A 20,715-nucleotide genomic window follows, 5' to 3' on the forward strand; every position below is an offset into this window, starting at 1 on the left:
TCCAGAAATGGCCTAGAAGATGACCTCGGAGAGGTCTATAATCCTCTGAAAATGATTCAAATCCAGTAAAAAATCAAAAAAGGGGTTCGGAATGAGACTATTCCGAACCCCTTTTGTCTACAAACTGAAAGACAGCCTAAAGAGGCTGCCTTTGTTTCGTTCAAATATTATTTCCCGATGAACATTTGTGTCCAGTAGTTACCGTCAGCAACATGGCCAACACCAAGGTGTGTAAAGTTGGCATTCATAATGTTTTTACGGTGGCCTTCACTATTCATCCAAGCTTGTACAACTTCTTCAGGAGACTGCTGGCCCATAGCAATGTTTTCGCCTGCTGTTGTGTATGAGATGCCGAATTGCTTCATCATATCGAATGGTGAACCGTAAGTTGGGCTGTTATGGTCAAAGTATCCTTTAGACTGCATATCACGTGATTTTTCACGAGCTACTTTGCTTAGTTCTTCGTCCAATTTAAGTGCAGGCACTCCAGCTTTTGCACGTTCCTGGTTTGTTAATTCAAGGACTTTTTTCTCGTAAGCACTTACTGCAGAAGAAGCAGGTGCTGCTTCTTTTGTCTGCTCTGCAGGTGCTTGCTGCTGTGCAGGTGCTTTTGCTGCTTCTTGTGTTTTGGCAGGTGCTTTTGCAGGCTGTTCTGCTGGAGCTGGAGCTGCTGGAGCTGCTGGCTTTTGAGCTTCCTGTTTATTTACTTGTGCATTTCCCCAATTAATATTGTAGTCTTTAAGGTGTTTTTGAAGAATGTTATTGATTTGTTCCTGGCTTAGGTTGCCAGATTGAGAGATTGCAATTTTTTTAGCTTGTTCAGGAGTAGGACAATTTGAAGCTGCGTCCGCTTGGTTTGCTCCTGGTGCTGATACTAATAATGCTGCTGCCGCTGCTACTGAGTAAATAACTTTCTTATTCATATATATAAATCCTCCCTGTGTTTGTTTTCTTTGTTGTGTGGTGCTGTGTGACTTGCACAATCATCATAACACAGGGTTTTTCGTAATATTTTTGGTCAGATTTTACAAATTCTTGAATGTAGCATATCCGATAGACTTAGAAACTAGTAAAAATCAGCCTGCAAGTTTTCATAAATACTTATTTTATTGGGTTTATGTATACTTGAAAATGGGTAAATAACCTTCTGTATTTTTTTGTCTATATTGGAAGCTTCCTTTATCATGTACCATTTATATACTAAAAGATCAGTATTGACAGGTTTTTAGGCTGATACTATTTTTTACTTTTATTACATCAATGTAACAAATATGATAGGTATATGTACCCGAGAATGGGTATATATGCCCCTGAAGGAAAAATTACTGCAGGATTACTCGATTCCAAAACAAAAAGCAGCCTATGCTGCTTTTTAATGGCTGCCATGATCATCGTCATCCATATTTTCTTCCTGGCTGCCTGATTCTTTTTCAGGTGGACTGGGCTTGCCGATAACAAATTCTTTTTTAGGCATATTATGCATCCTGCGCGCCGTTACATGTGAATATATATAATAGGTGCCTTCTTCTTTAAAGCTTTTCTCCAGGCGATAGATCCCGTTTTCAGCATGTTCAACAAGAATTTTTTCGTGTTCTTCGGCATTCGCTCTCCAGATCTCAAACTTGACTTCGTCTGCATCTGTAACCTCTTCTTCTCCATATGTAACTTTTGCTTCAAAAACAACCGGTTCATTCACTTTTGCTTTTTCAGGGTTTATCGATAACTCGACATCCAGGAATTGCGGCTCTTCTTCAGATGCATTATTATTGCTGCAGGCTGCCAGGCTAATAATTATCATTACCGCAAGCCAAATAAACATTAGTTTTTTCATCATTAATCTCCTCTAAATTTACTTTATTTCGAGCAGCGGAAGCATGATTCTAACTGTCGTCCCCTTATTTAATTCACTGAACACAGTCAGCTCTCCTTGATGAAGCTTAACCAGCTTTTCTGCAATTGCCAGACCAAGCCCTGTGCCTCCATCTGATCTTGTTCTGCCTTTATTCACTCTATAAAACCGTTGTTTGATTTTGCTCAAATGTTCTTCTGAAATCCCTATGCCTGTATCCTCTATTTCTATCAGGCATTGATCTCTCTCTTGAGATAAACGGATGCTGATTCTGCCTTTTGCTGTATATCTGATGGAATTGTCCATAATATTTTGGATAACCTGCTCAATCCTGCCTTCATCACCGTTAATAATTACTTCAGGATCCAGGCGATATTGCAGATCCACATTTTTTTCACGGAGGACCGGCTTGTATTTTTCAATAGCGTCCTCTATTAACTGTGCCAATGGCAGCGGCATTTTTTCGAGTTTGTATACGTCAGATTCAAGTTTGGATAAATCAAGCAAATCTCCAACGAGACGTTCCATCCTTCCTGATTCTCTAAGTATCAGCTGTAAGTATTTTTTTCTGTCCTCCCCGGATTTTTCCATTCCGGAAATGAGCGCCTCACTGTAGCCTTTTACATAGCTGATAGGGGTTCTTAACTCATGAGATACATTCGCGAGAAAATCCCTTTTCTTTTCGTCTTCTTTTCGTATAGATGAGGACATATAATTGAAGGCATTGGCCAGCTGGCCAATTTCGTCCTTTGAATCAATGTTTAAATGAATATCATAGCACCCCTTTGAAACATGTTCAGCTGCATCCTTCATATCCAGTAAGGGCTTTGTCAATTTTTTAACCAGCATCGTTCCTAAAATGATGCTGATAACAGTAAAGACCGCCGCAGCTGCGAGCCACAGATAGGCAAAATCCCGGGTGAACTCTGAAATCTTCGCTAGGGGAACATATAAATAAATAATGCCTTGAAGCCGATTATCATCAAGAAGCGGAATAATGACACCCATAATTTTCCGGTCAAACCTTTTTTCATAGCCCAGTTTTTCAACTGTAATGCCTTTGAGAAGCTCTTCACGCTCTGATTTGCCAATTAGTGTCTGATAGTCAATTTCAAAGGGCAGACAGGCACTAAGCTCTCTGGGATTACTGACTATAAAAACCTCTGTTTCGGATTTTGAATTATACCAATCGATTTTTTTCCTGAGATCCTCTGTCAATGCCCCTCCATGGTACTCTGACGCCAGGCTTCTCCCTTCAGTCAGCAGGGAATCCCTTACATTTTCCACATAAATCTTTTCATAAAATAAGTAAGACAAAAAATAGGAATATAAGATCGTAATAATAATCGCAGCTGTTACGGTCAGCCACATTTTTTTAGCCAGGCTATTGGTCAGGAATTTCATTCATCCGGCACCTCGAATTTATAGCCAACTCCCCAGACTGTTTGAATATAGTCTCCAAACCCAAGCTTCATTCTCAGCGTTTTTATATGAGTATCCACTGTTCTTAAACTGCCTGTATAATCAATGCCCCATATATATTCAAGAAGCTGTTCCCTGCTTAATGCCTGGTTTTTATGTTCGATAAAAAACAGCAGCAATTCATATTCTTTAAGAGTAAGCGTGACATGCTTTCCCTCAACTGAGACTTTTCTCGCTTTCATGTCAATTGCGATCTTTCCAATTTGAATAGAATCCATATCACTTTTTAAGCCGCCTGTTCTTCGAAGGACAGCATTGATTCTGGCGACAAGTTCTCCAGGACTGAAAGGTTTGACAATATAGTCATCCCCTCCTAACTGCAGGGCTTTCACTTTATCCCATTCCTCTCCCTTAGCAGAGAGAAATATAATTGGCACATTTAATTTTTCCCTTATTCGGGAACAAACTTCAAATCCATCCTCCCCAGGCATCATGATATCCAGAATAACTAAGTCCATCACATTATTTTCAAGTATCCCATATGCTTCAAAGCCGCTTTCTGCTGAAAAGCACGCAAATCCTGAATTCCCAAGATACATCTCAATTAAATGCCTCATATCTGCTTCATCATCTATAATCAGGATATTCAGCATGTCATTTCACACTCTCCCTAATGACTATTTTAAAAGGACCCTCTCCAACCTTGATACTTTTAAGGGTTTTTAAATTTTCCGGCTCCAGTATATGCAAGTCATTGCTGTCATAGCCGGCCACTAATAGTTTATGTGCTGCAAATGCCATTTCAAAAGGATTTGCCGCAATCGAAACAGAGGCTCTTTCTTCCCCTGATTCATTCATTTTATATAACATATTTGATCCATGGCTTAGGACATACACTTGATTTTCTTGTCCCAGAAAATTAATCGGCATAGAAGCAGCTGGAATTTTCTTTTTTAACTTTCCCGTTTCTTCATCATATACATGTATATTTTGTTCAATCTCTACACCTTCTCCATGTCCGCCAATCCAGATTTCACCGTTTTTCTCATTAAGCCACGCACCGGCTGCTGAAGGATGGATCGTAAATTCCCCGCTTTTTTCTTTTGATTCAAGGTCGATAATTCCCATTTTTTTATGATTGAAGCTTAGAACAAATAACTTATTCTTTTCACGGGATTCCAGCAGGGTAAGCGGATCTATCTCAGATTCCACCTGTTTTTCTTCTTCTCCATTTGAATGAAAGAACCTAATTTTGTTTAAATGCTGATCTGCAAAAACGATTTCATTCGTTTCAAGCAGGATTCCATTTACGATTCCTTCTCCTGTTTCCCAGCTGTCAATCAGTTTACCTTCCTTTAAGGAATAAAGATCAGCCGTTTCAAGCTGTTTTCCATAAAGAAGGATGGAATCATTGTCCGGGAGAATTAAAGCGCCTGTGTAAGGTTTCTCCATAGTCCATTCTGCCGCCAGCTTCTTTTTTTCCAGGTCGACAAAAGATATGGTCATATCCTTGATATTTACTGTGGCAGCAAAGCTAATATCCTCGGGTATTGCAGGCTGTTTCTTTTCTGAGCAGGAAGTAAGGATGGCCGCTATAATACATAAAAAGAAAAGCCAATACATTTTTTTTGACATACAATTTCTCCTCATGACTATCTTATCTTTATCTTACATTAATATTGTGAGATAAATGTGAAAGGATCTTGAAATCTGCAGTAAACCTGTTAATTTAAAAAAGGAGGCTTAAACCCCCTATTTCAAACCTTCCGCTTCATGGATATGCATATGGATAAGTGCTGCTTTGGATGTATCATCCAGGTCTGAATGTGCAATTCTCTTAACCGCAAGGTAAAATTTTTCATAGATAGTCTTACGGACTCTTGGATGGGAATTTTCATCCCTTAGTTCCCTGGAGATTGCTTCCTTCAAAATGTTTTCTGCGTTAGTATCATCTTCGAGTTTCCGGTTATTCCATAGCTTCCGGTATTCATTCAGAAGCTTTTCATAGTCTGGACTCATAACTTGCCACATCCCTTCCAAAACAGGAAACAAATATATTTCCTTAGATGTATTTTTACATAAATAAATTTATAAATGCAAAAAATACAGCTAATATGCGAGAAAGGAGAATGAGTTATGAATTCACCTTACCGGTGCCCAAACTGTAAAACAAACAGAAGCCGATTTAATATTATTCAGCAGGTGCCTCAATCCATCAAAATGGATCCTCAGACAGGGAATGTTTTGGAAGAATACAGCAGTGAACAGCTGTCCCCCTTCCATATGCCTTACAAAGGCCCTGATAAAAGAGTTCAATGTGCTGCTTGCGGACTTGTAGAAGACGAGCGGACGTTCATCAAATTTGGCGAAAAACAGTAAAACAAATAAAGGCCTGAGAGTCTATTCTCAGGCTTTTATTCGTTCAATAACATATTTTCCTTTAAGAACCTTTTATTATCCACTTTCCATGGGTCTGCCTGTGAAAAGCGCACAAGATAGATGCTTCCTCGAAAATGCTGTCTGCCGCGGTTTTTTATAAACCAATCCGCTTCTACCGGCACCTTCATGCTCAGCTCATCTGTCAGATCCTCAGCTGGAAGGACGGGCATCCCGCTTAGCCTTACATTCTCAATTCTGGGCAGGAGTTTATTCCATGCTAAAGGCTGGAGGGAAATCGACTGGACAATCCTGGAATCCTGCTGTTTTAGTCCTGCCATAAATGCACTGATCACTTCATATGGATTGGCATTATTGAGATATCCATCAAGCTTTCCTGCCGCTTTCAAAATCATAAGCTTGTGTGATAGATCCATAAAGTTTGTTCGATGTGTGGTACTGCCGTAAAAATGAATGCAAAAATGCCCTGGAAAATTATTTTTCAGTGCACCTCCTCCATGGGGCATACCATGCATGGAAGCCGCTATCCACTGATTTCCATTAATAACAATGATGGCGCGCCGCTTCCAGCTCCATTTTCCGCCATAAATGCTTTTCATTATTTTTGTTTCTTCAGCATTTAATGGCTGAACATCTGCATGATGGCTTCCGGCACGCCGCTGGACCCTAAACTTCTTGCCTGTTTCAACATCCAGAACGGTAAATTTACTGTATTTCAGCAATATCCCATTCACTTTCTCCCATGCCAGCATCTCAATCCGCCAGCTAATCCCCTCTTCATCTGCAGAAATGTGTGTGCCTCCTGCAAAAAGAAAAAAGATGAATACCATGATTACGTTTAAAGTTTTCATAAATTCCACTCATTTATAGGTATTTCGGTTAGGCATTATATAATGAGTTTCCCAAAAAAAGGTTTTCTTCATTCATTCAGGCAATAAAAAAATCACACCATATGAGTGCGATTTTCTTTAAATAACCTGATTAATTAGATGCTTCCAGATTTGTTAACCTTTGTTCGATTTCTGCCCAATCAAGATTCTCCCCAATAAACACCATATTAAGGGGCATATTGATGTTTTCCTGCATATAAAGCGGCATTCCATAAGAAAACTGAAAAAGATACGGGTACTTTGAAGAATTCAGCTTCATATACCCTTTTATTCTGTACACAGTGTCTGGAAGTCCTCTAAGAAAATTCTCAAAATCAGTCTGATTGACAGGTTTTTGAAACTGATAAACGAACGTGCTAAGCTTTAAATCAGAAAAAACATGTGATTTGGAAGCCTTGCTCTTTTTCCCGGAGGACATACCTCTTACCTGCTTCACAGCGATCTTTGAATATGAAGTTAAGATGGTGAACGCCTGGCTGTTAAGACCCTGAATCTCCATTGTAAGCCGCGCCTGTTCTGCCTCGGAAAGTTTATCTGCTTTATTCAAAATTATTAAGTCTGCATGCCTTACCTGCTCAATTAAAAGCTGCTGCACCTGAGGGCTTAACACATTTCGATTAAGCCATCTTGGACTGTCTACAACAGAAATAATGCCTTTTACCTGCATCCTGTCTGCAAAAAGAGGGGAAAGGATGCTATCCAGAACTTCAATGGGATGAGCAGCACCTGTAGTTTCAATATAAATCGCTTCCGGCTTTTCAACCATCAATAATTCCTGAAGCTGCGCCTCAAGCTTATCTGAAATGGTACAGCATATACAGCCGTCAAGCAGCTCTTTTAATGGCACACCCTCATCGACTGCGTCCGAGTCAATTGAAACTTTCCCAAGCTCGTTCATCATGACTGCCACTTTTCTGCCTTGCTTTTTTTCATCCTGGAGCAGCTGCTTTAGAAGCGTCGTTTTCCCGCTCCCAAGAAATCCTGATAATATATATATTTCTGTTTTATTCATACTTTTCCCCTTCTGCACGGTCTGCCAGCATTTCTTCAATCATAAGCATCATTTTCTTCTCTATTGAATCAATATCCAGATTGGTTAAATAACCAACGGAATGAAACATTTCCTGTTTGCATTTCCAGATGGGAATATAAGCATTCGGAAAAAATTCATCCTCCGTCTCAATTCCCAGTTCCAGAATGGATTCATAATCATTTTCAAACACATCGTTTTCTGATGCTTGCCGGCCTTTTATCGTTCTGACCAGGTCCACTGCCAGATTTTCCTCTTCAGTTTGAAAGTTTGTTTTGTACTTATTAAGAAGTTTTTCTGCAAGCTTTTCACATTTTTGTTCAATATCTGATATTTGCCTGCGGGTCTCTTCATTAAGCTTTACTACCTGCTTCAAAGGATCACCTCTTTATAGCTATCCTGTCTAATGACCCATTGTATATGATTTTACCAGTCCATACAAACCATAAGACATATTTGCTATAATTTCTATTAAGGATGGTGGAGAAAAATGCTCGAAAATACCGGAGAAAGAATCATACTGGAGGAAATGCCGGTTACTAACGGAATGCTTCTGGAACATTTGGCACGTTACTATTTCGCCCTTTATTACGCTAAAGGAAGAGTGCTTGATATTGCCTGCGGGACAGGGTACGGTTCAAAAATCATGGCAAAGGCCAAGAAAAAGGAAATTAGTGAAATTGTTGCTGTGGACATTGATGAGGGAACACTGAACTATGCCAGACAGCATCATTATCATCCTCTCGTGCAATATATTAAGGCCAATGCGGAAGATGATTCCCTCTCTGAACAATTAGGATTCTTTGATGTGATAACGAGCTTTGAAACGCTTGAACACCTGCCATCAGAAGAAATATTCCTTAACAGTCTTTTTAAGATGCTAAAGCCAGGCGGGACTCTCATTTTATCCACGCCTTTCGGTGCCGGGAGGGGAAAGCCAACAAATGAGCCCTTCCATTTTCACCAGCTGACGGAAGATGAATTTATTGAACTGTTCAAGTCTTACGGAGAGACGGAATTTTACTATCAGAGAAGTGTTCTCATTGAACCAAAAAGAGAAGGTAAACACTACCCTTTCGGGATTGCAGTTTGTGTAAAAAATAGATGAGGAGCCCGCGGGCTCCTCATCATTTTTTCCTTTACACTATTTCTTTTCAGCATCCAAAAACTGCTTAAGCGCTTCTGAGTTTTCTTCAAAATCAAGCTGGAGAACCGAACCGGCATGTTTATATGTTTTATTCTCATAACTATCTTCAACAGGTACCCTGAGTGTTTCAATGTCAGTGACAGGATTCATTAAAAACTTCACACCGAGTGATAATGCTTCTTCCATCTTTAAGTCGGTTTCAACATACTTCATTGCCTGGCTGATTACTTCCGGAAACCTTGCTAAACCGGCAGGTGATGAGAATTGGTTCATCACTTCATCTTTAAGCCCAATCAAAATTTCCTGCTGCCGGTCCACTCTCCCGAAATCACTTTGTCCATCATGGCGAAATCTCACATATGATAAAATGTCGCTTCCCTTAAGCTTTTGTTTTCCCGGCTCCAGATCCAATCCCATATCTTCAATCATGGCGGCACTGACTTCTGCTTCAATTCCGTCCGGGGCAATCGCATCAAGCATCGCTGTAAATCCCTTAAAATCAATAATTGCTGTATGATCGATTTGGACTCCGAAGTTTTGTTCGATGGTATCCTTTAATAAATCCTTGCCGCCTATATAATAAGCATGATTCAACTTGCTGTACATATATTGGTAATCCGGTATTTTTACATAGCTGTCCCTCATAAGAGAGACCAATTTAATGGATTCCCCGGAAGGTTCATAGCTGGCCAGCACAATGGCATCCGAACGTGAATCCTCTTCTCCTCTGCTGTCGACACCAATCAGCAAAAAGTTTTTCGTTTCATTTACAATCGCCGAGGGCTCTTTATTCTCCTTTTCGGACTCGACGATCTCCGTTTCCTGCTCTGCATTATTGTTATCTTTCTGCTGAAAAGACGTGCAGCCGGAAAGTATAGCTGCAGCCACTACAAATAGAATCATAATTTTTTTCAAGCATATCACCCCTGCGTTGCTTTATAGTTAAGTTTACTACCATTGTGGGAAAGAGAAACGCTTTCTATACCCACTTTCTGGAACAGTACTTGAACAGTACTTGAACTGTCCCCACCTGCCGCTAATCGCTTGAGAAATGATGAAAAAAAGCTCTCCGGATCGGAGAGCTTTAGATTAAGACCCTATTTGTTTTTTCAGCACTTCAGCTGCTTTTTGAATTTGCGTATCATTTTGGTCGATTTTTTCACGGAGTTTTTCCATCAGCCTAAGAGTAGACTGCCCTGATAATACTCCATTTTGATCAAGCTTTTCAGCAGCCTGGAATTCCTTTACAGCTGCTTCCGTCTTTTCATCAAAGAAACCGTCTTCCCTTCCAGGATTATATCCCAGAGCTTTCAGCATAGCTTGAGCTGCTTTAACCTGAGCTGAAGAAGCAGAAAGCTTTAATTCAGTGTCTGGATTAATAAATGGCAGTGAAGCGTATTCCGGCAAGGCCACTTTGTGGTCAGGTGTAATTCCCTTTTTATGAATCCAATTCCCATCCGGTGTCAGCCATTTTTCAGTAGTGAATTTCATGTTTGACCCATCTGAGAAGTCCTGTGCACGCTGGACGGTGCCTTTCCCAAACGATTTTTCACCGACAAGCGGCACATCTGCGGATTCGTGTACTGCCGCAGCCAGAATTTCTGATGCACTGGCACTTCCTTTATCAATCACAACGACTAAAGGTATATTCGGGTTTTCTTCTCTCTTTGATTTTACTTCTTCTCTGTTTCCATTGCGGTCTTCAATTTGGAATAATATCTCGCCATCCGGGACAAACAGGCTGGAGATTTCCACTGCCTGATCCAGAAGGCCGCCTGGATTCTGGCGAAGATCAAGGATTAATCCTTTCATGCCCTGCTTCTGCAGTTCATTCAGAGTTTTCACCAGTTCTTTAGAAGTATTTTCCGAGAATGTAGTAATCTGTACTTTTGCAATACCATCTTCCAGCATTTCGCCATAGACGGTTTCAAGCGGAATCGTATCGCGTGTAATGGAAATATTCATTGGCTCATCTGTGCCGGGACGCTGAACTGCAAGTTCCACTTTAGTCCCTTTTTCGCCTCTGATCAGCATAACGGCCTCTGTAGAGCTCATCCCCTGAAGGCTTTTTCCATCAACTGAGAGAACCTTGTCATTTGGCCTTAGCCCGGCTTTTTCAGCAGGTGAACCTTTCAATGGGGATACAATGACTATGTAGCCTTCCTGTTCCTGGATTTCAGCTCCGATTCCTTCAAAAGAGGACGAAATACTCTGATGAAAGTTTTCGGCTTCTTCTTCATTCATATAGTCCGAGTATGGATCATCCAGCGCTTCAAGCATACCGTTAATAGCGCCATTTATAAGGCTACTTTGATCCACTTCCTGGAAATAGTTTGCTTTCAGGGTATCATAAGCTGTATACAGCTTATCAAATTCCCTTCTTTCGCTTGATCCCACATCTACTGCCTTTTCATCTCCAAAGGCCAGTGCAAAGGTAGTAATCCCAGCTGAAAGGAACACAATAAAAAACAGCAGCATTACAAAATGAAACTTTTTCATGCGGATAAAACCTGAATGGTTATTATCTGGTGTTTCAGAAGTTTCTTTGTTTAAATCTTCATTTTGCAAACTTTTTCACCACTTTCGTCACCGTAAAATAACTATGTACAATCCTTAATGATTAGAATAACATTTATCGAATAAATAACAAAGAAAAATGTGTGCAGCGATTAAAAGAGCGCCAGCAAAATATGCATGGCGCTCTTTCTTATGTCAGGCTACCCCATAGCCCTGGTCTTCTATCGCTTTAATCAAATGTTCCTTATCAGATTTTTCAGGGTCATAGACGATTTCTGCATGTTCATCATGAAAGGCAATCGAGACGCTTGCCACTCCATCGATGGAGAGAAGGGCATTTTTGACTGCCTCTTCACAATGGCCGCAGGTCATGCCTGCAACTTTAAACGAAACTTTTTCCAAAGCATGTGCCTCCTTTTTACAAGTAAACCTTACATTATTAATACCTCATTGAAGGAGGTTTATAAACATCAGGTAAACAGACAGCCGGCCAGGCAATGCTTCACTTGAATTAAAGCGGCATTTACATCAGGAAAATAAAAGATTAATGTTTTGCCGGTATAAACATATTTTATTATAAAGCCATTTTAAAACCCTCTATCTAACCTTTCATCGTCCAGCCCTCAGCTCTCCCAGCACTTTCTTAAGGGGTGAATTATGATGTTAACCGCAATATTATGGATAAGCTTCGCATTTTCCCTAATCAGCCTAATTGCCGGGATCATGAATCAGTCTTGGAAACTTGCTCTATTAAGTTTTTTTCTGCTGCTGCCATTGGGATATTCTTTAGCAGGGGCAGAAAATGTGCTCCGTTTTCTATCAGGCCTTCCAGCTGTACCCTTCATTTTAGCGGTTATATTCTATTTTCAATCAGGAAAAAGCAGTCTGAAGGAGAAAGGCAAATAAAAAGAGGCCATTCTGGCCTCTTAGATTTTTTTAACAATATCAAAGTACTCTTCCAAAGTCCATTTCTTTTCATAAATGACTTTAGCAGCTTCATGGCCCACATAACGGAAATGCCAAGGCTCATATTTATAACCTGTGATGGCTTCTTTTCCTTTTGGATAGCGGAGAATAAATCCATAGCGATGCGCATTATTGGCAAGCCACTTTCCTTCCTTTGTTTCCCCGAATTCTTCGGAAAGCTCCAGACTTGCACTTCTGCTGGAAATATCCATTGTAAGTCCTGTCTGATGTTCACTGCTTCCGGGAATCGCCACAGCATGGACCGCTTTTTCTTTACCAACTCTATTTACTTCGGCATCAAAAACTTCCGATTGCCGTGTAAATGAGCGATAGCCGGATACAGCAAATAATTCCACACCTTCATTCAATGCTCCTGTAAACAGCTTTTCCAGCTCTTCAGCTGCGTCCTGACGCATATAGCTCTTTTCCAAATCTAACTTTCCGTAAGAAAATGCGACATCCGGGATCATTAGCTTGGATGGTTCATAGCCATCCGGAAGGCTGAATTGTTTATTCACCAGGACCATCACATTATCAGGGTTCTGAATAATATTTCTGCCATCCACAGTTTTAATATCATTAAAATATGAAGCTTCCAATGAAAGAGGATCCTTTTGAATATTTTCTTTGCCTTCATTGCCTGCTTCCCCGGCACTGTTTTCTTCTCTATTTAGTGATTCATTTTCTTGAGAAGGTTCATCGAGGCTTTTATCTTCCCCAAGGAACGGAATTTTTTCAATAAGCGGCTTTGCTTTATCCAAATACGGATCAAGCTGGCTGCAGCCGGAAAGCAGAAGGCTGAGGGTCCCTGCCATAATTATGATCTTCTTCATTCAAACTCACCTGTCTTTTTATTTCTTTGCAACATTACTATTTTAACACTACACGTCAACTAGTCCATAATTGTGTTAAAAACAGGACAAACGGCACAAATATCATTTTTAATAATTTCAAAATTACACTCTTCAAAAAAAATAAAACTGGCTCAGGTGAACCAGTTTCATCTATATTATTCCTTAATAGCAGCTTCAAGTGCCACTTCGATCATTTCATTGAAGGTGGTTTGTCTTTCTTCAGCAGTCGTTTCCTCACCTGTCAGGATGTGATCACTGACTGTTAGGACAGATAGTGCTTTGCGGTCAAACTTCGCTGCAAGTGTATATAGAGCGGCTGTTTCCATCTCAATTGCCAGAATCTGATACTTTGCCCATTTTTCAAGTTCCGAATTGTCATTATAGAACATGTCAGCTGTGAAGACATTTCCGACTTTAAGGTTTAATCCTTTTTCAACACCTGCATCATAAGCTTTTTTCAATAGATCAAAATTGGCTGTCGGCGCAAAGTCAACCCCTCCGAAAGTGAGCCTGTTCATTTGGGAATCTGTAGAAGAGCTCATCGCAAGGATTACATCGCGAACCTTTACATCTTTTTGAATCGCACCACACGTTCCTACTCTAATCAGGTTTTGGACATTATAGCTTTGCATCAGTTCATTGATATAGATGGAAATGGATGGAACTCCCATGCCTGTACCCTGAACTGATATGCGCTTCCCTTTATACGTTCCTGTATAGCCAAACATGTTGCGGACTTCATTGTAGCACTCCGCATTTTCTAAAAATGTTTCTGCAATATATTTTGCACGCAAAGGGTCTCCAGGAAGCAGGACCGTTTCCGCAATTTCATTTTCTTTAGCACCAATATGTACGCTCATAAATCTAACCTCCAAATTAATTCTGAAGCTGATGTAAATGCTTCCAAGTCACACTATACCATATGTGCCACCAGTTAGAAACAAATAAGGCAGGGCATGTTTTTTCCCCGTGCGGGAAAGCTAATTTTAGCTTTTCCAAAGGAGGTTGTAATCATGCCGCAAAAAGGAATGAGCAAAAAACTCAGGCAGGCAGTCCAGCATGCCAATGAGACAAATCCATCTTCCAGGGCTAATACTGAGCCTAATACATCCAAAACAGTCAAAACAAAAAGCAATCGATAACCGGAGGGACTTAATATGGGCAAAAAGCACCGCAACCGTATAAATTCACCTAAGAAGAATAATCATATTCCTGCTGAAGCCATTGCTGCAGAGCAGGAAGCGCATGGCAAGGAATTCACAGCCAACAAGCGCAAAAACAGTCCGGGATCAAACATAACCGAATAGACTTTTAATAAAAATTAACAGGAGAGCTATTATGCCCTCCTGTTTTCTTATTTATCTAATATGTATCCTATTAACTTCTTCCCAGCCGCCAGGCTTCAGCTGATAATAAAATTGCCCTCTTCTGCCTTCATCAATATAGAGTATATCTCCTGTGGAAATAAACCGGCCATCGAAATCCCCCGGGATCCGATCATGCACATTAAACTTTCTAAAAACTGATTCAAGACATTCATCATGAGTCAAAGCTTCTACATTAAGGCGATATACTTGCTGAAAGCCTTTTTTGCCCCTGAATTCAGGTGTTTGAAAGATCGTAACATCATACTTTCTTCTTTTGATCCTTGTTAATTCCTTCAGCATATGGCATCTCCCTCTTATTCCCAGCATCCGTTATTTTTTGGCTGATTCTAATTCACCAAGTGACCTGTCAACTATCGAATAAGGTCTTCAAAAGCATTCTTATGACGATTTCCTGCCAGCTGCCTAAATTTTAGTGAGCAACTTTTCATTACTGTTTAATTAGCCATTTTTCTTGTCGTTTCCTCCATCAAAAAAATTCTATTTTTGTCGATTAACGGATGTTTTCGTTAAGTAAACGCTTTCAAAAATGTTTATTCTGCATATTATGTATAAAAGTCTTATCTGGAGGTGATGAAATTGCTGGTATCCAAAAAGCCTGTTTTGCTTTCAATCATAATTGGAATGTTATTAATGACTATTTCTTATTTTTTTCAGCCTCTCATGCCATTTAAGTCCATCGCACACAGAGGCGCATCGGCACTTGCACCGGAAAACACGCTTGCCTCGTTTGAAAAAGCGATTGAAATGGGTTTTGACTATATCGAGTTAGATGTAAGGCTGAGCAAGGATAAACAGCTGGTTGTTATTCATGACGCTAATGTTTTGCGAACTACCGACGGTGAGGGGCTAATTGAGGAATTAACGGTTAAAGACTTAAAAAAACTGGATGCAGGCTCATGGTTTTCTCCTGCGTATGCCGGTGAAAAAATCCCTTTATTGACTGAAGTATTAAAACAAGCCAGCGGAAAAATAGGAATTATAATTGAAATGAAATCACCTGAAAATCAGCCTGGCATGACAGAAATTCTCGCAGACGTATTAAACTCTTACAAATCCGACAGTCAGATAAAAGTCCAATCTTTTCATATTAATGAAATGAAAAAGTTTCACAAGCTGGCTCCCGAGATTCCTGCTGGCCTGCTGCTGAGCAAACACCTGGACTTGTTTCATTTGGCATCCTACCGCGATTTTGCCTCTTTTCTATCTGTTCACCATCTCCTGCTTTCCAAGTCCTTCATTAATCAAACTGAATTATTCGGTTATGAAATCTACTCGTGGACCATCAGTAAACAATACCAATTTGCAGACATGCAGAGGCTTGGTGTTCACGGCATTATTTCCGATGATGAGAAGAGAATCCCGGATTCAATCATGTACGTGCTCATTACCCCATTTTTAAAAGGACAGGATTTAATTAGAACACTTCTGGCATAACAGCCATAGCATTTTCACTGCCGCAGCCAAAGCAAAAAAACGATGGGTGATGCCCATCGTTTTCTCAATGAATTAAGCATATTTTGCAATGACCGACTGAAGCTTTTGCTGCATATAAGGAATATCTGCATTTGTAACAGTGAAACGGACAAATGTTTCATCCATTTCTAATGCTTCTGCCAGAAATCCGCCTATCCCTCTCGCTTTACGGTCTACTTGCATCATAACCTCGGTCTCTCCGTTTGACAGTGGAGAAAAGACCACTTCCAGTTCATCAAGTTTTCCTCTGAAAGGACCGGAGACTGGAACAAATTCAAACTCCTGGATAAACGGTAGCCTTCTGCGAAGGCGGTGCGGAGCCTGTTCACATTCTGCTTCCCGCAAACGGAATCCCATACTTGAAACAGCGTTCAATACAGAATCCATCAGCGGGGTAGCAGCAACACGAATATAATCCTTATCTGCAGGATCCACCGCGTTTTTTATATCCAGTCCTGTCGTCACCCAAATTTTCGTTTTGCCAAAAGACAAAGGTGTGTCAGCTGGAAGGTTAAAGGTAAAAGGAATTTCCTTTCGTTCATTGGCTGCCAGGGTAAAGGATTGGGCAAGCCTGAAACGGTCAATCAGACCGGAGACTGTATATTTTTTATCATCTGATTCTTTAATATAAGTAGTATTCAATGAAAGGTAAATATCATCAATTTTCTGTTCAGTGCTGCCCCCTGTAATCTCAACCACGCCTCTGAGGGCTTCGCCCGGAACTGCTGAATCCTTTTCAAGTTTCGTATCCACTTTTGCTGATCCAATTCCCACACTTGCCAAAACCTTATTAAAAAATGACATATGCTTCTCTCCCTGTTTCTTTTTTTATTTTTACTGCCATATATAAAGCAAAGCACTTATTTCTCTTAGATATACGTTCTTATTAACAAGAAGGTTTCATTTTCAGTGGTGGCAGCACATATTTTTTTTCGGAATTGCTGCGTTCACTGCGTACCCACAGAAAATGCTGTGATTAGAAATATGTATGTGTAAGATGTTCCTGCTGCTCCGCAAAAAAATGACGAGCATCGTTCCTCGTCATTTTTCTATATCAGTCATCTTCAATTTCTTCATCAATGATGCACTTTTGCAGCAGGTACTCAAACGTGATATCTGCAAGTTCATCCAATTCTCCTTCAGTAGGCACATATCCCCTTTTTGCCAGCTCATGAAAGAAAAACTCAGCAATTTCTTCTGTATCTATTACGACTTCTATTTCCTTCACAGCAACGCCCCCTTTGTACAAAATGTATGAAGCACTCCCTGGATTCATGCAGAACAAGCCATATTCTTTATTTTATTTTCGATGCATTTTTCTCCAGTCAGGACATACATATAGGATAAATAGCCAGCAGCAATCCATTTTATACAAATTGAGGAGGCAGCGACATGTCCAGTATATCCAGACTAGCCCTACTAATTAAAGAAGATGTCAATCGTGAAGAAAGCTCAATAATAAATCTTTATAGCAATCTATTAAATGCCTGGTTCAAGCTCGTCATATGGTTTGGCGTCCCATTTTTACTGTATCTCCTGGCCACCTGGCTCTAAAAAGCGCTTAAATATCTGTGCTTTTTACACAGTGCTCTTATCATCATTGTTGGCAATATGCTTCAGCTTTCTGAGTATAACCCGCATGATATGCTTATACTCATCATCCTGAAACATTTCATAAAGAATACGATAATCATTGTATATATCAAGCAAGCCATCAATCAGCACTTTTCTTTCTTTTATCCCATCGAGCAATTCCTTTTCTGCCTTGCGGAATGAATGTGCCGTTTCCCTTAATTCAGGAAGCTTTTCTTTTTTATTGATCATATAGAGGAGCCCCAGCTTTTGAATAAATGCATCAGCACTTTCAGCATCCGCAACGAGTGTCAGCTCTTCTTCCCCTGCTTCCAGCCATTCCCCGTCATTAATTCTTGAGAGCTCATAAATAACATCTTCCCATGCATCTTCTTTGTATCTCCAAATTTCCGTCCTGAAGCCTACGATTTTGAAAAGATCCGAACCATACCCCTTGACTTGAACAAGGTCGCCAAAAAAGTATTTATATTCGATGTCAATATGCTCCTTTTCCATGATCTCACCTTCATACTCAGACAGCATTTGAAGGCTGGATTCCATATATAGACCTTCACTTTTATTGACTTCATAGACGTACATATCATCTAGCCACTTTACATCTGTTACTTTTCCGACTGTACCATAAATAGTGATCACGACTGTATCACCGATTTTGTACTTGGGTTTTTTCTTTTTGCTCATTTCCTCCATCCTCTCAATGACTGAGTCGTGAGTAGTGAATACAATAGTATATGCACTTTTTATGAAAATCGTCCGTACGTTCATCACAAACAGACACCTCAAAATAAAGATGAATTTTACATTTAAATTCATCCCGTTGCTTTCCGCGGGGAGGAACGGGAGCCTCCTCGGCTTCGCCTGTGGGGTCTCCCGCTCCCTCTCCTCCCGCAGGACATTGAATAAGCTTCCTCGAATGAACACCGCACGAAGGAAATGCTTCAGCATTTTCGAGGATCAAGTGTCCACAGCGAAGATCGACTCAGTAAATTAAACTAAGATATTAAAACAAGAGATTTTAAGAAAACAGCATAAATAAAAAACACTCCAGAGCAGGAGTGTTTCAATTTGTCCGTTCAGCTTTCAGATAGTATATACAACTGCCAGGCTTCATCGAAAATAGACATGGTTTCCAGATAGCTTCCGTTCAGTTCAAGATAAGAGCTTACCTCATCATAATCATAAGCTGTTTTTGGAAAGCTGTGGTCCTCATATGCGTCATTGGCAAAACGGCTGATGTTATCTTTTGGTGCTGGATGTCTGTATTTCATTAAAAAGTGATAGAAAGTTTTTGACATATTAACGCCTTCCTTTTTATTCTGTCGTACATTAATTTATTTTCTACTATAATCGAATTGTACCAAGCTCGTCTACTTATACATATTAAAGGCAGCCCGCATATCGGCGGGCTGCCCTTTTCCTCACTTTTCATAGGAAGAGAAATCAAAATAATTTCGCTTCAGCAGCCTTGGCTGCTCCATCAATTTTTCATAATTTATTTCTTTTCCGATCTTCTTCACATCAATCAAAAATAGCTGGTCCTCAATCGACTTAACAAGCTCATCTGACTGGTAAACCATATCACAATCCCTGCAGGAAATGGAAGGTGTCTCATTTATTTGGATGGCTCTTGTTCCATCAGGCAGCTCCCAATAAACCGTTTCACTGCTTTCACTTATATTTTGGCTTTCACACCAGGCACATTTATTTCCCATTCCTGTCCTCCTATTCCTTGGCAGCTGCAGCTTCTGAACCTGCCTCTGCTGCAGGGCTCTACTTTGTCTGCTGGGCATTGAATTTCTTTTCCTTTAGTTCATCCCGTTTACCACGCTTATCTTTCAAAGAACTATGCTGTGGGTCGCTGTCATATTTTTCGCGGCGATCCAGCCTTGCCAGGCCTTCAGGCACCAGGTTGAACTGCTGGTCATTCATTAGCGCGGCAATGCCCACATTTGATTTTTTCTCATCCATATCAGGATAAATTTCTTTAAAGTAGCCTTCTGCACGGCCTGGGACATAGTTTTCAGGCTCAGGATACGTGGTGATTACACCTTCGAAATTGCGGAGGATCACTTTGTCTGCACTTTGAGAAATCAAATAATTCGGCTGCAGTGAAATCTTTCCGCCTCCGCCAGGCGCATCGACCACAAAAGTCGGAACAGCATAGCCCGATGTATGCCCCCTTAACCCTTCAATAATTTCAAGCCCTTTCGAAACCGGAGCACGGAAATGGCCAATGCCTTCAGAAAGATCACATTGGTAAATGTAATAAGGGCGTACCCGGATTTTAACAAGGTCATGCATTAGTCTTTTCATAATAGGAACGCTGTCGTTTATGCCTGCCAAAATAACGGATTGGTTGCCAACCGGAACACCTGCATTTGCCAGCATCTCACATGCTCTCTTGGAATCTTCGGTAATTTCAATAGAAGTATTAAAATGTGTATTCAGCCATACGGGATGATACTTCTTCAGGATATTGCATAAATTCTCGGTAATCCGCTGGGGAAATACAACAGGTGCCCGCGTACCGATTCTGATGATTTCGACATGATCGATTTCCCGCAAATTTTTCAGAATGTATTCAAGAATATTGTCATTGATCAAAAGTCCGTCTCCGCCGGAAATGAGAACATCTCTAACCTGAGGAGCACTCCTGATATAGCTGATCGCTGCATCCAGCTGTTTTTTCGGTACACCCATGCCGATTTGTCCGGAAAATCTTCTTCTTGTACAATAACGGCAATACATTGAACATTGATTTGTTACCAAAAATAAGACCCGGTCAGGGTAGCGGTGTGTTAATCCCGGAACTGGGGAGTCTTCATCCTCGTGCAGCGGATCTTCAAGATCATATTTAGTTTTATAGATTTCATTTGAAATAGGGACGGATTGCATCCTTACCGGACACCGGGGGTCATCCGGATTCATTAGTGAAGCATAATAAGGTGTAATATTTAAAGGTATGGTTTTTGCAGAAATCCTGACTCCTTCCTCCTCTTCAGGTGTAAGGTTAATCACCTTTTTCAAATCATCAACTGTCCGAATGGTGTTCGTCAGCTGCCAGAGCCAATCATTCCATTGTTCTTCTGTGACGTCCTTCCATAGCTCAATATCTTTCCAATGCCGATCCGGTTTATATAAAAAGCTCTTCATCTCTATTCCCCCTATATGAATTTCTATATAATACAC

The 20,715-nt window shown here is 40.4% G+C and carries 28 protein-coding genes; 7 read left to right on the plus strand and 21 right to left on the minus strand.

Translation table 11 applies throughout. The annotated features are described in order from the left end of the window. Positions 1-167: 167 nt before the first annotated feature. The 6 genes from ACTHRG_RS16620 to ACTHRG_RS16645 form a co-directional block, all read right to left on the minus strand. Complete coding sequence (locus ACTHRG_RS16620; protein ID WP_076261068.1) at positions 168-923, minus strand: CAP domain-containing protein; 756 nt, start codon at positions 921-923, stop codon at positions 168-170. Between the two features lie 449 nt (positions 924-1,372). Further along, complete coding sequence (locus ACTHRG_RS16625) at positions 1,373-1,831, minus strand: FixH family protein (RefSeq protein WP_076261066.1); 459 nt, start codon at positions 1,829-1,831, stop codon at positions 1,373-1,375. Between the two features lie 18 nt (positions 1,832-1,849). Beyond that, complete coding sequence (locus tag ACTHRG_RS16630) at positions 1,850-3,253, minus strand: sensor histidine kinase (RefSeq protein ID WP_076261063.1); 1,404 nt, start codon at positions 3,251-3,253, stop codon at positions 1,850-1,852. After that, positions 3,250-3,924: a response regulator transcription factor gene (locus ACTHRG_RS16635; RefSeq protein ID WP_076261060.1), complete on the minus strand. Its 675-nt coding sequence runs from the start codon at positions 3,922-3,924 to the stop codon at positions 3,250-3,252. Before ACTHRG_RS16635 ends, ACTHRG_RS16630 begins: the two co-directional genes overlap by 4 nt. A gap of 1 nt (position 3,925) precedes the next feature. Further along, positions 3,926-4,906, minus strand: a complete 981-nt coding sequence (locus tag ACTHRG_RS16640) for a YncE family protein (RefSeq protein ID WP_076261058.1) — start codon at positions 4,904-4,906, stop codon at positions 3,926-3,928. A gap of 117 nt (positions 4,907-5,023) precedes the next feature. Beyond that, entirely contained in the window at positions 5,024-5,290 is a 267-nt protein-coding gene (locus ACTHRG_RS16645; protein ID WP_076261080.1) for a hypothetical protein, read from the minus strand. A gap of 117 nt (positions 5,291-5,407) precedes the next feature. On the opposite strand from ACTHRG_RS16645, the gene ACTHRG_RS16650 reads away from it, so the two are divergent. Beyond that, on the plus strand, positions 5,408-5,650 hold the full coding sequence (locus tag ACTHRG_RS16650) for a hypothetical protein (RefSeq protein ID WP_009332565.1): 243 nt from the start codon (positions 5,408-5,410) through the stop codon (positions 5,648-5,650). Between the two features lie 35 nt (positions 5,651-5,685). Here ACTHRG_RS16650 and ACTHRG_RS16655 read toward each other — a convergent pair whose 3' ends face one another. The 3 genes from ACTHRG_RS16655 to ACTHRG_RS16665 all read right to left on the minus strand — a co-directional run bounded on the left by ACTHRG_RS16655 (position 5,686) and on the right by ACTHRG_RS16665 (position 7,964). Further along, complete coding sequence (locus ACTHRG_RS16655) at positions 5,686-6,519, minus strand: hypothetical protein (RefSeq protein ID WP_076261055.1); 834 nt, start codon at positions 6,517-6,519, stop codon at positions 5,686-5,688. A 130-nt stretch (positions 6,520-6,649) separates the two neighbouring features. Further along, entirely contained in the window at positions 6,650-7,570 is a 921-nt protein-coding gene (locus ACTHRG_RS16660; RefSeq protein WP_076261052.1) for a CobW family GTP-binding protein, read from the minus strand. Then, entirely contained in the window at positions 7,563-7,964 is a 402-nt protein-coding gene (locus ACTHRG_RS16665) for a hypothetical protein (RefSeq protein ID WP_076261049.1), read from the minus strand. The genes ACTHRG_RS16660 and ACTHRG_RS16665 overlap by 8 nt, the downstream gene beginning before the upstream one ends. 114 nt (positions 7,965-8,078) lie before the next feature. Between ACTHRG_RS16665 and ACTHRG_RS16670 the strand changes: the two genes are divergently transcribed. Continuing rightward, positions 8,079-8,696 carry a class I SAM-dependent methyltransferase gene (locus ACTHRG_RS16670; protein ID WP_440231659.1) on the plus strand — a complete coding sequence of 206 codons (618 nt, stop codon included), beginning with the start codon at positions 8,079-8,081 and terminating at the stop codon, positions 8,694-8,696. A gap of 36 nt (positions 8,697-8,732) precedes the next feature. On the opposite strand, the gene ACTHRG_RS16675 is transcribed toward ACTHRG_RS16670, so the two are convergent. The 3 genes from ACTHRG_RS16675 to ACTHRG_RS16685 all read right to left on the minus strand — a co-directional run bounded on the left by ACTHRG_RS16675 (position 8,733) and on the right by ACTHRG_RS16685 (position 11,654). Further along, on the minus strand, positions 8,733-9,659 hold the full coding sequence (locus tag ACTHRG_RS16675; RefSeq protein ID WP_286149045.1) for an LCP family protein: 927 nt from the start codon (positions 9,657-9,659) through the stop codon (positions 8,733-8,735). A gap of 165 nt (positions 9,660-9,824) precedes the next feature. Continuing rightward, positions 9,825-11,303: a S41 family peptidase gene (locus ACTHRG_RS16680; protein ID WP_076261041.1), complete on the minus strand. Its 1,479-nt coding sequence runs from the start codon at positions 11,301-11,303 to the stop codon at positions 9,825-9,827. Between the two features lie 144 nt (positions 11,304-11,447). Beyond that, the gene (locus ACTHRG_RS16685) at positions 11,448-11,654 is read right to left on the minus strand and encodes a heavy-metal-associated domain-containing protein (RefSeq protein WP_076261038.1); all 207 of its coding nucleotides are present in this window, start codon (positions 11,652-11,654) and stop codon (positions 11,448-11,450) included. A 255-nt stretch (positions 11,655-11,909) separates the two neighbouring features. Between ACTHRG_RS16685 and ACTHRG_RS16690 the strand changes: the two genes are divergently transcribed. Further along, complete coding sequence (locus ACTHRG_RS16690) at positions 11,910-12,158, plus strand: hypothetical protein (protein ID WP_286149044.1); 249 nt, start codon at positions 11,910-11,912, stop codon at positions 12,156-12,158. A gap of 20 nt (positions 12,159-12,178) precedes the next feature. On the opposite strand, the gene ACTHRG_RS16695 is transcribed toward ACTHRG_RS16690, so the two are convergent. Beyond that, on the minus strand, positions 12,179-13,051 hold the full coding sequence (locus ACTHRG_RS16695; RefSeq protein ID WP_076261034.1) for a M15 family metallopeptidase: 873 nt from the start codon (positions 13,049-13,051) through the stop codon (positions 12,179-12,181). A gap of 176 nt (positions 13,052-13,227) precedes the next feature. Beyond that, positions 13,228-13,932, minus strand: coding sequence for a purine-nucleoside phosphorylase (gene deoD / locus ACTHRG_RS16700; protein ID WP_076261031.1), 705 nt, complete (start codon positions 13,930-13,932; stop codon positions 13,228-13,230). 153 nt (positions 13,933-14,085) lie between these two features. On the opposite strand from deoD, the gene ACTHRG_RS16705 reads away from it, so the two are divergent. Beyond that, on the plus strand, positions 14,086-14,214 hold the full coding sequence (locus tag ACTHRG_RS16705) for a hypothetical protein (protein ID WP_268745125.1): 129 nt from the start codon (positions 14,086-14,088) through the stop codon (positions 14,212-14,214). 15 nt (positions 14,215-14,229) lie between these two features. Beyond that, on the plus strand, positions 14,230-14,379 hold the full coding sequence (locus ACTHRG_RS16710; protein ID WP_175609146.1) for a hypothetical protein: 150 nt from the start codon (positions 14,230-14,232) through the stop codon (positions 14,377-14,379). A gap of 51 nt (positions 14,380-14,430) precedes the next feature. Here the strand turns inward: ACTHRG_RS16710 and ACTHRG_RS16715 are convergent, their stop codons facing one another. Continuing rightward, positions 14,431-14,739 carry a YodL domain-containing protein gene (locus ACTHRG_RS16715; RefSeq protein WP_076261029.1) on the minus strand — a complete coding sequence of 103 codons (309 nt, stop codon included), beginning with the start codon at positions 14,737-14,739 and terminating at the stop codon, positions 14,431-14,433. Between the two features lie 291 nt (positions 14,740-15,030). Here ACTHRG_RS16715 and ACTHRG_RS16720 point away from each other — a divergent pair, with 291 nt between their 5' ends. Continuing rightward, the gene (locus tag ACTHRG_RS16720) at positions 15,031-15,894 is read left to right on the plus strand and encodes a glycerophosphodiester phosphodiesterase (RefSeq protein WP_440231661.1); all 864 of its coding nucleotides are present in this window, start codon (positions 15,031-15,033) and stop codon (positions 15,892-15,894) included. A gap of 72 nt (positions 15,895-15,966) precedes the next feature. Here the strand turns inward: ACTHRG_RS16720 and ACTHRG_RS16725 are convergent, their stop codons facing one another. Further along, positions 15,967-16,737, minus strand: coding sequence for a sporulation protein (locus ACTHRG_RS16725; protein WP_076261026.1), 771 nt, complete (start codon positions 16,735-16,737; stop codon positions 15,967-15,969). 250 nt (positions 16,738-16,987) lie between these two features. After that, positions 16,988-17,161: a YozD family protein gene (locus ACTHRG_RS16730; RefSeq protein ID WP_009332582.1), complete on the minus strand. Its 174-nt coding sequence runs from the start codon at positions 17,159-17,161 to the stop codon at positions 16,988-16,990. Positions 17,162-17,325: 164 nt separating this feature from the next. Between ACTHRG_RS16730 and ACTHRG_RS16735 the strand changes: the two genes are divergently transcribed. Then, positions 17,326-17,487, plus strand: a complete 162-nt coding sequence (locus ACTHRG_RS16735; protein WP_175609145.1) for a hypothetical protein — start codon at positions 17,326-17,328, stop codon at positions 17,485-17,487. Positions 17,488-17,511: 24 nt separating this feature from the next. Here ACTHRG_RS16735 and ACTHRG_RS16740 read toward each other — a convergent pair whose 3' ends face one another. From ACTHRG_RS16740 to ablA, 4 genes are all read right to left on the minus strand, one after another. Continuing rightward, positions 17,512-18,207 carry a hypothetical protein gene (locus tag ACTHRG_RS16740; protein ID WP_076261024.1) on the minus strand — a complete coding sequence of 232 codons (696 nt, stop codon included), beginning with the start codon at positions 18,205-18,207 and terminating at the stop codon, positions 17,512-17,514. 392 nt (positions 18,208-18,599) lie between these two features. Further along, entirely contained in the window at positions 18,600-18,821 is a 222-nt protein-coding gene (locus tag ACTHRG_RS16745) for a YozE family protein (RefSeq protein ID WP_076261018.1), read from the minus strand. A 123-nt stretch (positions 18,822-18,944) separates the two neighbouring features. After that, positions 18,945-19,238 (minus strand): YokU family protein, encoded by a 294-nt coding sequence (locus tag ACTHRG_RS16750; RefSeq protein WP_076261015.1) that lies wholly within the window; start codon positions 19,236-19,238, stop codon positions 18,945-18,947. Between the two features lie 58 nt (positions 19,239-19,296). Then, on the minus strand, positions 19,297-20,679 hold the full coding sequence (gene ablA / locus ACTHRG_RS16755; protein ID WP_076261012.1) for a lysine 2,3-aminomutase: 1,383 nt from the start codon (positions 20,677-20,679) through the stop codon (positions 19,297-19,299). Between the last annotated feature and the right edge of the window lie 36 nt (positions 20,680-20,715).

Origin of the sequence: Cytobacillus sp. SAFR-174 (assembly GCF_051964675.1) — a bacterium.
Lineage (GTDB): Bacteria > Bacillota > Bacilli > Bacillales > Cytobacillaceae > Cytobacillus.

What these genes read in the sequence shown, in the direction of transcription:
- ACTHRG_RS16620 (WP_076261068.1), bottom strand. Translation starts at nt 923, where the DNA reads ATGAATAAGAAAGTTATTTACTCAGTAGCAGCGGCAGCAGCATTATTA.
- ACTHRG_RS16625 (WP_076261066.1), bottom strand. Translation starts at nt 1,831, where the DNA reads ATGAAAAAACTAATGTTTATTTGGCTTGCGGTAATGATAATTATTAGC.
- ACTHRG_RS16630 (WP_076261063.1), bottom strand. Translation starts at nt 3,253, where the DNA reads ATGAAATTCCTGACCAATAGCCTGGCTAAAAAAATGTGGCTGACCGTA.
- ACTHRG_RS16635 (WP_076261060.1), bottom strand. Translation starts at nt 3,924, where the DNA reads ATGCTGAATATCCTGATTATAGATGATGAAGCAGATATGAGGCATTTA.
- ACTHRG_RS16640 (WP_076261058.1), bottom strand. Translation starts at nt 4,906, where the DNA reads ATGTCAAAAAAAATGTATTGGCTTTTCTTTTTATGTATTATAGCGGCC.
- ACTHRG_RS16645 (WP_076261080.1), bottom strand. Translation starts at nt 5,290, where the DNA reads ATGAGTCCAGACTATGAAAAGCTTCTGAATGAATACCGGAAGCTATGG.
- ACTHRG_RS16650 (WP_009332565.1), top strand. Translation starts at nt 5,408, where the DNA reads ATGAATTCACCTTACCGGTGCCCAAACTGTAAAACAAACAGAAGCCGA.
- ACTHRG_RS16655 (WP_076261055.1), bottom strand. Translation starts at nt 6,519, where the DNA reads ATGAAAACTTTAAACGTAATCATGGTATTCATCTTTTTTCTTTTTGCA.
- ACTHRG_RS16660 (WP_076261052.1), bottom strand. Translation starts at nt 7,570, where the DNA reads ATGAATAAAACAGAAATATATATATTATCAGGATTTCTTGGGAGCGGG.
- ACTHRG_RS16670 (WP_440231659.1), top strand. Translation starts at nt 8,079, where the DNA reads ATGCTCGAAAATACCGGAGAAAGAATCATACTGGAGGAAATGCCGGTT.
- ACTHRG_RS16690 (WP_286149044.1), top strand. Translation starts at nt 11,910, where the DNA reads ATGATGTTAACCGCAATATTATGGATAAGCTTCGCATTTTCCCTAATC.
- ACTHRG_RS16695 (WP_076261034.1), bottom strand. Translation starts at nt 13,051, where the DNA reads ATGAAGAAGATCATAATTATGGCAGGGACCCTCAGCCTTCTGCTTTCC.
- deoD (WP_076261031.1), bottom strand. Translation starts at nt 13,932, where the DNA reads ATGAGCGTACATATTGGTGCTAAAGAAAATGAAATTGCGGAAACGGTC.
- ACTHRG_RS16705 (WP_268745125.1), top strand. Translation starts at nt 14,086, where the DNA reads ATGCCGCAAAAAGGAATGAGCAAAAAACTCAGGCAGGCAGTCCAGCAT.
- ACTHRG_RS16710 (WP_175609146.1), top strand. Translation starts at nt 14,230, where the DNA reads ATGGGCAAAAAGCACCGCAACCGTATAAATTCACCTAAGAAGAATAAT.
- ACTHRG_RS16715 (WP_076261029.1), bottom strand. Translation starts at nt 14,739, where the DNA reads ATGCTGAAGGAATTAACAAGGATCAAAAGAAGAAAGTATGATGTTACG.
- ACTHRG_RS16720 (WP_440231661.1), top strand. Translation starts at nt 15,031, where the DNA reads ATGAAATTGCTGGTATCCAAAAAGCCTGTTTTGCTTTCAATCATAATT.
- ACTHRG_RS16725 (WP_076261026.1), bottom strand. Translation starts at nt 16,737, where the DNA reads ATGTCATTTTTTAATAAGGTTTTGGCAAGTGTGGGAATTGGATCAGCA.
- ACTHRG_RS16735 (WP_175609145.1), top strand. Translation starts at nt 17,326, where the DNA reads ATGTCCAGTATATCCAGACTAGCCCTACTAATTAAAGAAGATGTCAAT.
- ACTHRG_RS16740 (WP_076261024.1), bottom strand. Translation starts at nt 18,207, where the DNA reads ATGAGCAAAAAGAAAAAACCCAAGTACAAAATCGGTGATACAGTCGTG.
- ACTHRG_RS16745 (WP_076261018.1), bottom strand. Translation starts at nt 18,821, where the DNA reads ATGTCAAAAACTTTCTATCACTTTTTAATGAAATACAGACATCCAGCA.
- ACTHRG_RS16750 (WP_076261015.1), bottom strand. Translation starts at nt 19,238, where the DNA reads ATGGGAAATAAATGTGCCTGGTGTGAAAGCCAAAATATAAGTGAAAGC.
- ablA (WP_076261012.1), bottom strand. Translation starts at nt 20,679, where the DNA reads ATGAAGAGCTTTTTATATAAACCGGATCGGCATTGGAAAGATATTGAG.